We start from the raw sequence: 13,810 nt of genomic DNA on the forward strand, positions 1-13,810 counted from the left end.
TTAAAGTTTATTAAAACAAGTTACGCTTGTACATCATGTACAGATAGTTCAGTTCTTCCACCTTATCATTCATTTCTATCTGAAGATCTGAAGCTGTCTGATAATCTCCCGAATCAAGGGCTGTTATAATTCTTGCAAGCAAGCACGGTTCAGCCAGAGTGTTCTTGCCAAGATAATTTCTCAGCTTATCTATTCTGCTCCAGTATGCCACATCGTAGTCGGCACAGTCGCCGTCAATGTGAAGCTTAACCGTACTTCTTATAAGGTCCATATTGTTTGGAATAATTCTGTTATGAAGCTCTGTGGCCCATCTACTGAGCATCGCCTGTCTATAGGATTTCAGTGTCACATCATTCATAACTCCCCCTACGCTAAGAACCTTGATCTTTTCATCCTGATCCTCATAGGCACAGAGGTTTTCCCACACAGTACGAGGAGCCCTACCAAAGTATATATCTCTTTCAGCAGGAGTGTAGCTGTCATACACATTTTCCTCGCTTCTATATATTCTGTCTGTTTCCAGATAAAAATCCTCTTCTCCCATTTTCTTGGAAAGGGATTTTTCCAAATCCGCCGATGTCTTGCCATTTTCCAGAGCAACCTTGATACCGTCCAGCATTGCCATATATGCCGCAGCAACTATCAGATAAGTATTTGCCGTTGGACATGGTCCTCTAAGCTCAAATCTTGTTGCCAGCGGATTGCCTATATCTCTGATAAGACCAAGCAGCACGGTTCTGTTTCTTGAAGGTGTGCTTGGATTGTGGCCCAGAGAAGTTACAACACATACAGGAGCCTCGTATCCAGGCTTAAGTCTGTTGAAGGCATCATTATTTGGAGCCACAAAAGGATTTACTGCCTCATAGTTTTTCATAAGTCCCATAAGAGCCGCAAGGCCTACAGGAGAAGCAAAATCCTTTGTCATATCCTTAGGGCTAAACAGGTTTACAGGCTTTCCGTTTTTAAGCTTTGCGGAAACTCCAAGGTGAGTATGTTCACCGCTTCCGGCTATGCCCGGCAAAGGCTTTGCCGCAAAGGTAACATCGAGGCCATGTACTCTGAATACATCTCTTACGATGTATTTAATCATGTTTTCGTTATCGGCAGCCTGAAGAGCTGTAGAATATTTCCAGTCGATTTCCAGCTGCTCCATGATGTGGTCGTAGTTTCCGGAATTGCTCATCTTGGCTTTAACGCCGCCTACTTCCTTATGACCCATTTCCACTTCAAAGCCATAGTGATCTAAAAGGATGAGCACAGACTCAAGAGCCTTTCTTACAGGTCCCACAGTCCTCTTCCAGTACTGCTCCTTGAGCACCTGAGCTGTTGAAAGTTCTTCTCTATCCGTCTGATCATCAGGAGTCTTTACCCAAAATTCCAGCTCCGTTGCCGATGTCAGCACCAGATGATCTATGTCATCCACACTGTCTATCATCATATTTTCAAATACATAAGGATGCTGTCTCAAAGTGTCCATAAGCTGCTCTTCAAACACCCTTACAGCATTTCTGAGAACAACCCTTGAGCCTACCTCTGCCACATCGTTATGAATCAGAAATGACGGTATTCTCAATGTACCCACAGGCAAACCGGTCTGTCTGTCTATGTTTATAAGGTTATGGTCCACATACCAGTTGACATCCTTATCGGGGATAATATCCACCTTGGCATTGTTAAGCACTGCGATATTAGGAAGCACAACCGATGAGCCGTCCGTCTGCACGCCTGAGCTCATAAGCTTTTCAAAATCGTCAAAGAAAGCCTTTACTGGAATCTTTTCATCGGTATCGTTTCCGCTCATATCTATTCCCACAAGGGAAACAAACTTTACTTCCGGATGTTCTCCCAGTATCTTTTCCAAGTCTTCCTTGCTGTGCTTTTCCGGTGGTATGCAGTAAAGCATTTTGTTTAAATCAAAATCAAACATCAGACCCTCCTGTCTTTATTTTTCCAGTTCCTTAAGATAACCTTCCAGTTCGTCCAGATATTCTCCGTATTTTGCCCAGTCGCCGCTTTCCTGTGCCTTCACGGCATTGTCAAAGGCATCGTTGGCTGACTGTATCAGTTCCGTCATGCTTGCCTTTTCTCCCGATGAGGAATCTTTGCTATCTGACGACGATCCTGAGGATGAATCCCTTTCTTCTATAGTGCCGTCACCGAACAGAGAATTAAGGGCTTCTGCCAATGTCGGCTCATAGGCTATCCTATCACCGTATACTACGATTACACGTTTTACCTCAGGTATTGATGATTCCGAAGCCTCCAGGTAAACCGGTTCTACATAGAGCAGTGACTCTTCTATAGGGATAACGAACATGTTACCTCTGGAATACTTGGATCCCGAGCTGTTCCACAGTGAAAATTCCTTGGATATTTCCGGATCCTGGTCTATCTGAGCTTCAACCTGCTGAGGTCCGTATACAACCTTATTCTTAGGAAGCTGATAGAGTATCAGCTCGCCGTAATTGTCGCCATCGTTACGGGCAACCATCAGGCCGGCCATGTTCTTTTTATCCTTTGGAGTAAACGGAACGGAGTTTACAAATTCCGCTTCACTTTCTCCCGGAAGATTCATTATATAGTAGTTTGGCTCCATCTCCTTTTCTTCGGTGCCGTAAGTTTCCTTAGCTATATCCCACTGGTCTTCGTTCTGATAGAACACTCTCACGTCTTCCATATGGTATCTGCTGTATACCTTTGCCTGGGTATCAAACAGCTGATTTGGATATCTCATATGAGCCTTGAGACCTTCCGGCATGTCGTCTCCATCCTTAAACAATTCCGGATAGATCTTGCTAAATGTTGCCGCTATAGGGTCTTCCTTATCGACTACATAATAATCCACTGTTCCGTTATATGCGTCGATTATTACCTTAACGGAGTTTCTCACATAGTTTGTCTTTGTGTTATCCACATCATAAGGCTCCGAATAAGGGAACTGAGTGCTTGTGGTATATGCATCTATTATCCAGTACAGTTTGCCGCCTTCAGTTACGATGTACGGATCGTTATCGTACTGCAGATACGGCATTATCTTTTGCACTCTGTCGGAAATATTTCTGTTTATGATAATTTTTGAATCTCCATCAATATTGGAGGATACCAATATCTTAGGATTTTTCTCCTTGATGGTGAACATCAACCTATTTATGAGGTTGAGCTTTATACCTGCAGTTCCTTCGTACTGTGTATACTTGTTTTCATCTCCATCAGGATAGTCGAACTCATCTTCATTGGTTCCGACTATGGCATATTCGTTTGTCATTTCTCCAAAGTAGATTTCCGGCCTATCTATGGAAATCTCTTCAACCTGTGAAGTCGGAGGAATGTTCTTTATAAGCATCTCCGGCTGACCGCTGGCCGTTATTTCATCAACCCTGGAAAGGGTGACGCCGTAGCCGTGAGTATATTTAAGATGCTTGTTGAGCCATGTCTGGCTTATCTTTTCTTCATCTATTTCTCTGGCGGAAAGGAATGTCTGGGTGTATTCACCGTTGACCATATACCTGTCCACATCCACATCGTGGAAAGTGTAATACTGTCTTATGGACTGTGTCTGATTATAGAATGTCTCCGCCGGTTCATAGTCGTTTATTCTGATATTGGAGATGGTAGCCTGATTGTTGGCTATATCTTCCCCTGTCAGTTCATCATTTGCTTCAAAGGACTGAACCTTTACATCCTCAAGGCCGTATGCCTTCTGAGTAAACTCGATGTTTCTTTCAAGATATTCGCTTTCTCTGGCGATTTCATTAGGTGAAACGATAAGGCTCTGTACAGCATAGGCTCCTCCTACACCAAGGAGATTAACCGCTATCATCACCACAGGTACAACGACTATCATCTTTAGCTTATGCTTTGCAACGCCGACGACAACCGAAACTGCACCTACTAGAGAAAGAACTATAAGCAGTCTATACATCCACAGTGTAATTGTAACATCTGTAAATCCCGCTCCGTATACGGCACCTCTATGTCCGTAAAGCAGCTCAAACTGCTTAAGCAGGAAATGCACTGCCAGCATGATAAACAGCAGCGTACCCATGATTGTTATCTGCTTTGAGGCGATTGTAAATAGCCTCTTTATATTGTCACTGTCGATGGAGTTTTTCTTTTTTTCTACACCTGAGCCGAAGTTTCCAACCTTGTCAAAGATTCCTGCAAACTTTTCAAATGGTGTTCCCTTGAGATTTTCGGAAAATCCGCTTCCGCCGGAGCCCTCTGAGCTGCTGCTCTTGGCTTCCGTACGATAAGCCTTACCGTCACGGAAAGTATAGCTGTATTCTCCATCTGAAAATCTGTCATATTCTTTGAAAGGATCTCCTCCCGGAGAAGTTCCTCCAGTGCTGCCTTCTTCTCCCTTGAACAATCTCGGATGTCTCGTACCCATGAGCACCATGTAGTACAGCACCGTAAATATCAAGAATGCTGCCAGCACTATTATTATCAGAGTGTTAAGCTGTCTTAAAAAGTCCAGCTTGAATATATAAAAGGAAACATCCAGTCCGAACAGCGGGTCATCGTATCCGAAATCGGTGCTGTTAAAAAACTGTAGTGCTGAAAACCACAGGAGAGTTACCGCAAAGAAGGTAACGATGGCACCGAATATCGCTGCCATCAGCCATGATATTGCATTTATGCTCCTGCTTTCTTCAAAATCGTTTGAAATAACCTTTTTATAATAGCTTTTTTTGATAAGCTTGAAATATACATATGTAAGGAAAGTGATGACAATAAATGTCGGCACACCTATCTTAAGCTGCGTAAACAGCTTTGTGAAAAATACTCCTACATAGTCAAGCTCTTTAAACCACAGAAAATCTGTGATAAATCCTATAAGTGCTACAAAGAGCACCAGCAGTATTACTATGGCAACAATGACTGCTTTAAGCTTTTTGTGGCCGCCTTTATGTCTTTCTTCCTTGGGCGGTCGCGTTTTTCTGCTGAGTTTCAAGTTTTACCTCCTGTGCGGCTTATGCATCATATACCGCTCTGACTACCAGGGATTTATCCTTTTCCCTGAATTCATATATCTTCTGAGACTGTTTGCCGTCTATTGTTTCGTTTACCCATACAAAGTAGGAATTGCCTGCCACTTTGATATCGCCTATTTCAAGCTGAGAAAAGTCGATATCTTTGTCACTGCCGGCTTCTTCCTTCAGCTGATCTTCGATGCTGCTGGATTTTTCAACCATGGACATAACTTTATTGTCCGCATCATTTATAAGTGCAAGCCTCTGGGACTCAAAGGCTATAACAGCTCCAACCAGTTCTTCGTCATAATAGTGACTGTTATCGCTGTCATCTGTATACCACAGATTGCTCTGGATATCCTTGGCATCGTTTAAGCCTGTGTCCTTGGCGTAATCCTTATTTTCATCGTAGGCTGCATCAGCGTTATATTTTATTGTGGCAATACCATCTTTATAGTTCTTGTCAATCTGAAGCTGAATCAGTCCTGTTTTATCTTCTACAAGGGAGTCCCTTCCTGCGGAAGCATCTGCATCTTCATCCTCACCGGTAAAAAGGCTTACCACTTTGTAGGAAATGTTGTCCATCTGCCTTGATATAACAGTATCCGGTAAAGCAATTCTCACAACGAGCAGGGCTGCTGTAATTACGATAATGATGCTCAGTATCCAGATGAGAATCTTGCTTCCTTTTCCCATCTTTTTCTTTTCGTCTTCATCATCGCTTTCAAAGAATTCCCTTGCTAACTTTTCAGTATCGTCATCTTTTTCTTCAGGCTTAACATTAGGCTCTATTACTATGCGAGCCGCTTCATCTGATTTGTCTTCTTTATCTTCTTTTTCTACGGATTCTTCTTCAGATTCAGCTCCCTTAACTTCTTTAACTTCTTCCTTTTCGGCTTCCGCTACTTCTTCTATTTTCTCCTCAGAAGGCTTTTTATCTTCGTCAGCCTTCGCTTCTGTTTCTACTGGAGATGCTTTCTCCTCTGCAGCTTTATCTAAGCCTTCTGCCTTTTCCTGCTCAGCTAAAACATCTGCTAAGGATTCGTCTGCCTGAGGTTCAAAGACAACCTTTGACTTTGTTCCCTCAAGTTCTTCGGCTGGAATACCGCCTTCATCGTCAGCCAGTGCCTCTGCAACTGCCTGCTCTTCTTCCTTTTCCTCTTTATCATCTTCAGGAACAAAGAACGGATCATCGAAAAAGAGAGTTCTGGCTTTAACCATTTCCTCCAGCTGCGTAGTTCCTTCTACAGCTGTTCCTCTCTCAACATCCATGAAACCAGCGATATCTTCTTCAAATCCACCAGGTTCCAGTTTGTTTTCGATTCGTTCATATTCCTTATCGAGAAGCTTCTGGAATTCCTCCTTCTTTCTATTGAAGGTATAGAATTTATCTATCTGCTTCTTTTCTTCGTTTATATTTGCGCCTGTAAGAGTTTCCACGGCCTTCGGTGCTATCTCATCAAAAAGGCTTCCCGCTTTACTTAAAGTCTCTGCACCTGCAACGCCTGCTGCCACACCTACTGCAGCTACCGCAACCTTTTCGCCGCTTTCGTCCTTATCAGGTTCAATGCTCTTTTCATCGATTGCTTCTTCTTCCTGATAGGAAGTTTCTGCTTCGGTTGCAGTTTCTTGCGCATCTAAGGCCAACTCCTCTGTATCGGCTATTACCGATGTCATCTGAGGCTCATCCACAATTACCTTTTCAACCTTGACACCATTGTCTCCAGAATCCACAACTTCAATGGCGATACCACCACCTGAAGGCTGTTCGATATCAACGATACGGTCGTCAGTCTGTAGCTTTGTCATAACAGGTGCGGTATTTCTTGTTACAACTGTTTTGTCTTCCTCATTTCTATTTTTAGCCTGTTCACGAGCACCGTGGTCCTTAAATACATCTAAAATTTCCAGGCCGTCATCCTTTGAGGATTCATTTGTGCCAGAGCTTCCGCTCATAAATTCGGCCATACTCTTTTCAAAGGCTTCCTGTTCCCTTTGTATTTCCTTATGAAGGAACATGTCTTCGCTCCTCCATCGGATTTCAGTATCATCGGTTTTTTTAGGCTCACCAGTAGGAAATTCCTTTACATCCCAAACAATGTCATCCACTGGAGACATCACCTTTACGCTTTCCTTTTTCTCGGTAGCCTTTTCTCCTGTTCCCGTCATGCCCTTATTAGGTGTGAAGGCAGGAAAAGTTTTAGGTGCCGCCGGTGCCTCTACCTTTGCTCCGCAATTGCTGCAGAAATTTTCATTTCCCGTTAAAAATTGTCCGCAATTTTTACAGTACATATTCCCTCCGTCATCAGTCGTCTATAAGACTTTCTATTTCCTCTCTGCTATACACTCTTCCGCTTTTGGCTGTATTGCCTGGCTGTCTGCCGATGGTAGGAGAAGGTCTTTTGCTATCCTCCATCATCATTTTACGTATTTCTTCCATAACATCAGGTCCGTCGTATTCGTCGTCATCTTCTTCAACCGCAGCAGTCTTTACCGCTTTTGTAGGTTCTCCGGCCTCTGCAGGCTTTTCACCGCCGGACTTTTCTGAAGTCTTTGAGGAAGCCTTAGCGGCTTTCTTTCTTTCCGTTTCAACCTGCTCTGCCAGATACTCTATGTATTCACATTGCTGTGGTGTAAGCTTGCTATCAATTTGCTTTAATGTTCTATTTCTTCGGCTTGATTTTACAAACCAAGCAATCAAACCGATAAATACCATAAGTGCAATAACAACTACACTTATCGCTACTACAAGATCCACTCTGTCTATATTTAATGTCAGATGTATGCTGCCCATAAATTAAACCTTCCTTATATAACCCACTTATCCGTCTTATAGATAAACTACACATCATTATACTATATGGAAATTTTCAATGCAATCAAATGACCTTTAAAACAATAGGTTTTTATTAAATTTTATATTGACAACCGTTTCCATTGGTGGTAAACTTTCTCTTGCGTTACAATTGAAACAGATGTGCACCATTAGCTCAGCTGGTAGAGCACCTGACTCTTAATCAGGGTGTCCGGGGTTCGAGCCCCCGATGGTGTACCAAATAAACCCCTAACTTCAACAGTCTAGGGGTTTTTACATTTTTGTTAGCATTTAAATACGGCAAAATTATCACTATTTTAATTATAAAGGATTGTAAATAAGTAAATAATTATCACTTACACATTGCAAGAAAATGGCTAAAAAGTGGCAAACAAAGACTCGCAAATACTGTGTCGCGAGTCTTTGTTCGTATAGAAAGTTTTGTATGATTATTCGGAAGCTTTTTGATTCTCTCAGTGTCTGCTATAGCATTTAATCGCGATACCCTTCTATAAAATCTTTCAGTGTCACCGCCCCACTATCTTTAAACTGCTTTGATTCGGCAAAAGAAGACACTGCCAGTTTTGCTTCTTCCCATGTATCTTTCCACAGATCATTTTTTCTGGCATATTTAGGCAATTCATTATGAAATATGTTCCATGTGATAAGTGCTAACATCAAGAATACATCAAATTCATAGTTATCTGTTCCTTCCCATCTCTTTAAACATAAAATCAGTGCCTGCCCAATGATATCTTGATCGGATAAACTGTTAGTAGTCATGCAGTCATGAAACATATCATATGCTTCATTAGCCGTGGATTCTGTAACAACACATACACCGCTTAGGTGCGAAGGTGCCGCTTTTCTAAAATACTTTGCCTTAGCAGGGTCTCTTCTCATTTCACAAAAGCTTGACTGACTAATTCCTATTTCCTCTGCAATTCCTTTATAAGTAAGTTTCTTTTTAATCCCTTGTTCAATCTTATCTTTATTCTTTACATGATATCTATCTTTCGCTTCATCCACAATCGTACTGAATAAAACTGTTGAGGGTCTATCTAGCCTAGCCATAATCGTTTCATCCGTTCTAGGATAACGAATGACATCTATCGGACTAAACCCTTCATTTCCAACATTCAATACATTTAAAGAATCCGCCGCTTTATATAACATCTCATTTTGTCTTGCATAGCTAAAAGCTTTTAATCTATCATCTCTTTTTGTCCTTGAATAATTCTTGAAATCTTTAGCAAATCTTTTTAATTGAATTTGCATAACTAAATCATCTATTTCTTCTATCAAGTTTCTATTTTTATTAATATTTTTCAAGTAACTAGGTATTTCCCAACCAAGCCTATCCTCTGATTCAAAACGCTTTGTCCTTACTATATCAATAAACCTTTCTAGTTGCTTTTCTAAAATGAAAATCTCTTTTTCCGCATTTGGATTTTTCATTTCGCGAATATTCATGTATTCATTCTTTGTTTTTTTAATATTAGCAAAAAAAATATCATCAGATAATAAGAGATTTATTTCTTCTTTATCACAAATCTCTTCAAACTTCCTTTGGCGAAATTCTCTTATGTCTCTTTTAGCTTGCAATAATTCCACTAAGATATCTCTATCTTTTAATCGTCCTATAAAGCTTTCGTTTATATTAAATTGATATTTTAACTTACTTAATGCAGGTCCCAAAGCTTTCACAAAATATGAAAGTGGAACATTTTCATAAAACGCCGCTTGATATAGCAATCCTTTACGTTCACTTAAAGAAATATATTCCTTTATATTAATCATTAATTATCCTCCTTAAAGTCATATATAGTATCACATCTCCTTAAACGAAAGTATACCACATGTCTGGTATATTATCCGGTTCATATTCCTGATAGACTTGCACCAATCCGGATTAAATGAGCTCATATTCACCATTCTGACGAAAGGAGATAAATTGAATGATTTACGCTAACAAAGATTTATCGAAGCTGCCGACCGTAATCGGCGATACTGAAACATTATTGGTTGAATTCCACGCCATTATCACTTTAGTAATGCGGCAGCTTGCCGGCCCTTCGAAAAAAGAACGGCTTCGCTTCACTGAGATGATAAGTCACCAAGCAAGATATATTGCCCAAAATGACTTCACTGCGCCGTTCTTTAAGTAAGGGCCGCACCTTGCAGCAAAGCGCAAGGTGTTGGGTCCAGGGCATAGCCCTGGCAAGATAGAGCGCAGCGGGATTTCCATGCGCCAGCATGGAAATCCTATCTTGTTAGTTTTTTGCGCGCTGCAATAATATGTGTCTTTTATCAGCGCAGAAAACTAACTTTGACGACATCACTAATTATCCATTTAAAGCTGAAAGGAGGAAAAGAAATGGCTTCAATAAAGGGCATTAAGGGCAATCCCTTAAGTCACTTCAGACACAACTTGCGAGAAAACAAAACATATGCAAACAAAGATATCGATTTTGAAAGAATTGAACAAAATTACATATTATCTGCTCATGGAACCACGAGTCGCGAATGCATGCAGTACTATAAAGAATTGACAAAACATGTCTATCATCGTCAAGGAAAAACCATTACTACTGCGGAGTGTGTAGTTACACTGCCTTTGGATTTAGAAGAAATAAAAGAAAAGGAGTTTTTTGAGACATCTTATAGCTTTCTAACTCACGTACTCTTTGATGGCGATGATGCAAGATGTCTCTTAGCTAATGTTCATCGAGACGAAGCAGGACAACCTCACATGCACTATATATTCACTTTTCCAGAAGAAGATAATCCAAAGTACATCTCATTCAAAGAAAAGTTAAATGTAGGCATAGAGAAAGTCGAGTCAATATTAGGAGCTAATGTTACAGAATTGCAGCGCCAACAGTTGCATGAATCTATTAACGCATATGAGCACCGTACCGACAAAAAAAGAGAGCGAGAGACCATACATGCCATTGGGGAAATACTAAATCTAGATAGGGATAATAGCAGGAAAGCTTTTCTCGCTTGTCGGAGAACCGAACCACAAAAATATCCTGCTCGACTTAAACCAAAAGATTCATTCTTAACTAAAGGCTTTTTTGATGAATTTCATCAAAAGTTCCAAGCATATATAAATGATACAGGCTTAAATTGTACCGTGTATAAAGGAGGAGGCGGAATCTCTTTTACTGTGGATGACCTCAAAAAGATAACCGCAGAAACAGGTCAAGTCATCATACGAAAAGAAGATTTACAGCATCTCCAAGAGCAAGCTCATGAGCACAAAAAAGAAAAAACTATTATTAAAGATGATTCTGACTGGGGCTCATCCAGTTGGGGAAAGGAACGAAAATGGGAAAGAAAATATTAGAAAAAATTAAATACTACAATATACATTGGTTTTTGTTTGCTATATTTTTGATTCTCCCTTTTACAAGGATTTTAAAAAGTAAATTTTATCATACTGTTCACTTTGGCATTCAGCTTTCACCGACAGATAAAGCAAATATCCTCGCTATAATACTTTTGTTTTTCATTATACTCTGTATGATTTTCTATTTACAATATAGGATTTATGAAGTGAACACAGGCCGAAACTATTTCTTAGATCGAATTAAAACAAAGAAGAAATGGCACGAATTATTTGCTTTCTACAAAGATTCTGATCCATATAGGATTGATGAACGCACCCTTCCCATTGAAGATTGGAATAAGGCAGAAGGCATAATACTGGGAAAAACTAAGTCGGGTCGATTAATAAAGCGTGACAGCAAAGACAAGGGAAACGCCGCTTGCTTTGCACGACCAGGTTCTGGAAAAACTACAAGCCAAATAATTCCAACCGCTTTGAGATTTAAAGGAGGGGTGTTTGCCATTGATATCAAGGGAGATATATACAATGCTACAAAAAAGTTCCGTAAAATCAAAATATTCGATCCAGAAGATGTGAACAATAGTTTTAATTTCAACCCTCTTATGGGAATAGAAGAATTAAGCATTTCCGAAAGGGTTTCTTACATTGAGAATATGTCCATATCATTAATACCTGAAGAAGGGGATAAATCCAAATACTTTACCGACGGAGGTCGCGATTTTTTCTGTGGCATTGCTCTGTATTTATTATCTGAAGATATCACAATATCATTTGTGGATATTATCAAATCTGTAGTGTTTGGAACATATTCAGAATGGGTGCTAAAAATAAAAAATAGTTCCTGTTTTGAAGCCAAAGAATATACCGACGCATACTTTGGAACTAATGAAGCAAATGTTGCCGGCGCTTATGGAACTGCAGTGAAACGCTTACGTCCACTAACAACAGGTAATCTAGCAAAACTTCTACATAATAATGAAGAATGTATATCTCCAGATGATTTAGAAAATGGTATTGACATATACATACGTCTTCCACAAGAAAAATTAAAATTATATGCTCCGATTTCCACTTTAATAGTACAGACATTCATGAATGCGTTCATGAAAAGGCCAGATGAAGCATATTCCTGCAATGTCAATCCTATCATTTTTTTGCTAGACGAATTCCATCAGCTAAATTTTGATTTGGATACCATTACAACTGCCATGGCAACACTACGTTCAAAAAAAGTAACTCTCTTTATCACTTTACAATCCATTGCGCAATTGGAATCACAATACGGAAAAGCTGGAGCAAGACAAATTATTGACTGTTGCGCAATAATTTCTGTAATGGATGCACAAGACCCGGAAAGTAGAGAATATTTTTCTAAAGCAATTGGCACGAAAAAAGTTCTGAAATCTTCAACTTCAAGAAATCGCTCATTGCAAAATCGCCATAAAAGCATGAATATCCACGAAGAACGAGAGCTCATTTTTCAGCCTGCAGACTTCGGCAATCTCAAAGATGATGTAATAATTATCATCAATGGGAAGTATATAAGAGCTCAGAAAACCTATCATTTTAAGCCAAGAAGAAATAAGAAAGGAAATTGAAATGAATACACTAATACGATTACGCACCGCAGAAAAAGCCTACGAAGAGATATGCCAGCTTGATCCAGATACTTCTATCACGCGTAACTATATTTACTCCATAATCAAAAGCGGCATCTTACCTGTCAAAAAAGTTGGACGCAAATCTTTGGTAGATATGGACAAACTAATAGAATATCTTTGCAATCAAACTAGCAAAAAATGAGCAAAAAGAAAAAGGGGACTTACATCCCTTTCCCTTTTGAAACAACTAAATCAGGGCGCCCTAAAAAGCCCGAAGCTTTTTCCTCAATATATTACTCTATGCTAATAAGTCCAGCTTTTACATCACTTACAGCTTCTCAAAAAACATTATATATGTACTGTAAAGTACAGTACTATGGAGAAGAACCTGTAGGCAAACCCACATTTTCTATGAATAAAGGAAAGTGGTGCAAAAAATACAAATTATATTCTGAAGGAAATGCTCAAGGATTCTATAGGGATATGGAAGCGCTGATAAATCATGGTTTTATCGATTGTATATATCAAGGAGCACTCTATCATAGAAAAAACAGATATATGTTTTCTAATCGGTGGCAACAATATGGTCAAAAAGACTATGAAGTACCCTACAATGTTATGACTTATGCCATGTATAAGCGCGCTATGGCTGCCAATAATAAGTAACCTATGGTTAATATTTTAAATGGGTATTGAATTCCATATAAGTTCATTATCAAAGACACCATGACAGTTGTTTTAAAAACCATATAAGCTCGCATTTAACATTTTTAAATCTTATATATAAGCACATATAAGATTTAGAAAAGGGTTATATGTCAATTAATACAACAAAAGCGTCCACCTTCATCGGGTAGACGCTAGGAAGATTAGAAGCAATAGCTTCCACTGTACAATTATCTACTTTATTGTATATTTGAGACTAACGTGTGTCAACCTAAGGAGGATTGCAAATGGCAACCAACTGTATAATAAATGGAAATCACTACTATAGAATCTATAGAAAAGTGGGAAAGGAATTTAAAAATGGACAATGGCTAGATAAGAGAAAAGCTTTTTATGGCAA

9 protein-coding genes and 1 tRNA gene are annotated in these 13,810 nt (G+C 39.6%); 5 read left to right on the top strand and 5 right to left on the bottom strand.

The genetic code is table 11. From position 1 onward, the window contains the following. Positions 1-10 precede the first annotated feature (10 nt). From INF20_RS03845 to INF20_RS03860, 4 genes are read right to left on the bottom strand one after another with little or no spacing between them, the layout of a single operon-like run. Positions 11-1,927, bottom strand: a complete 1,917-nt coding sequence (locus INF20_RS03845; RefSeq protein WP_226385058.1) for a type I glutamate--ammonia ligase — start codon at positions 1,925-1,927, stop codon at positions 11-13. 15 nt (positions 1,928-1,942) lie between these two features. Next, a complete protein-coding gene (locus tag INF20_RS03850) occupies positions 1,943-4,954 on the bottom strand; it encodes a UPF0182 family membrane protein (protein ID WP_226385059.1) in 3,012 nt (1,003 codons plus the stop codon). 19 nt (positions 4,955-4,973) lie between these two features. Beyond that, positions 4,974-7,265, bottom strand: coding sequence for a zinc ribbon domain-containing protein (locus INF20_RS03855; protein ID WP_226385060.1), 2,292 nt, complete (start codon positions 7,263-7,265; stop codon positions 4,974-4,976). Between the two features lie 13 nt (positions 7,266-7,278). Beyond that, positions 7,279-7,767, bottom strand: a complete 489-nt coding sequence (locus INF20_RS03860; RefSeq protein ID WP_226385061.1) for a hypothetical protein — start codon at positions 7,765-7,767, stop codon at positions 7,279-7,281. 185 nt (positions 7,768-7,952) lie between these two features. Between INF20_RS03860 and INF20_RS03865 the strand changes: the two genes are divergently transcribed. Beyond that, positions 7,953-8,028, top strand: a tRNA-Lys gene (locus INF20_RS03865). A gap of 252 nt (positions 8,029-8,280) precedes the next feature. On the opposite strand, the gene INF20_RS03870 is transcribed toward INF20_RS03865, so the two are convergent. Continuing rightward, positions 8,281-9,588, bottom strand: coding sequence for a hypothetical protein (locus INF20_RS03870; protein WP_226385062.1), 1,308 nt, complete (start codon positions 9,586-9,588; stop codon positions 8,281-8,283). A gap of 158 nt (positions 9,589-9,746) precedes the next feature. Between INF20_RS03870 and INF20_RS03875 the strand changes: the two genes are divergently transcribed. From INF20_RS03875 to INF20_RS03890, 4 genes are all read left to right on the top strand, one after another. Continuing rightward, positions 9,747-9,956: a hypothetical protein gene (locus INF20_RS03875; protein WP_226385063.1), complete on the top strand. Its 210-nt coding sequence runs from the start codon at positions 9,747-9,749 to the stop codon at positions 9,954-9,956. Positions 9,957-10,165: 209 nt separating this feature from the next. Then, positions 10,166-11,140: a plasmid recombination protein gene (locus INF20_RS03880; RefSeq protein WP_226385064.1), complete on the top strand. Its 975-nt coding sequence runs from the start codon at positions 10,166-10,168 to the stop codon at positions 11,138-11,140. Further along, positions 11,122-12,741, top strand: a complete 1,620-nt coding sequence (locus INF20_RS03885; protein ID WP_226385065.1) for a type IV secretory system conjugative DNA transfer family protein — start codon at positions 11,122-11,124, stop codon at positions 12,739-12,741. Before INF20_RS03880 ends, INF20_RS03885 begins: the two co-directional genes overlap by 19 nt. Before the next feature lie 201 nt (positions 12,742-12,942). Continuing rightward, positions 12,943-13,410 (top strand): hypothetical protein, encoded by a 468-nt coding sequence (locus INF20_RS03890; protein ID WP_226385066.1) that lies wholly within the window; start codon positions 12,943-12,945, stop codon positions 13,408-13,410. The last annotated feature ends 400 nt before the right edge of the window (positions 13,411-13,810 follow it).

The organism is Gallibacter intestinalis (assembly GCF_014982745.1).
GTDB classification, from domain to species: Bacteria; Bacillota; Clostridia; order Peptostreptococcales; family Anaerovoracaceae; genus Gallibacter; species Gallibacter intestinalis.

Bases quoted from the DNA above. Each gene is read 5' to 3' on its own strand.
- INF20_RS03870 (WP_226385062.1), bottom strand. From the start codon at position 9,588: ATGATTAATATAAAGGAATATATTTCTTTAAGTGAACGTAAAGGATTG.
- INF20_RS03890 (WP_226385066.1), top strand. From the start codon at position 12,943: ATGAGCAAAAAGAAAAAGGGGACTTACATCCCTTTCCCTTTTGAAACA.
- INF20_RS03875 (WP_226385063.1), top strand. From the start codon at position 9,747: ATGATTTACGCTAACAAAGATTTATCGAAGCTGCCGACCGTAATCGGC.
- INF20_RS03880 (WP_226385064.1), top strand. From the start codon at position 10,166: ATGGCTTCAATAAAGGGCATTAAGGGCAATCCCTTAAGTCACTTCAGA.
- INF20_RS03855 (WP_226385060.1), bottom strand. From the start codon at position 7,265: ATGTACTGTAAAAATTGCGGACAATTTTTAACGGGAAATGAAAATTTC.
- INF20_RS03845 (WP_226385058.1), bottom strand. From the start codon at position 1,927: ATGTTTGATTTTGATTTAAACAAAATGCTTTACTGCATACCACCGGAA.
- INF20_RS03860 (WP_226385061.1), bottom strand. From the start codon at position 7,767: ATGGGCAGCATACATCTGACATTAAATATAGACAGAGTGGATCTTGTA.
- INF20_RS03885 (WP_226385065.1), top strand. From the start codon at position 11,122: ATGGGAAAGAAAATATTAGAAAAAATTAAATACTACAATATACATTGG.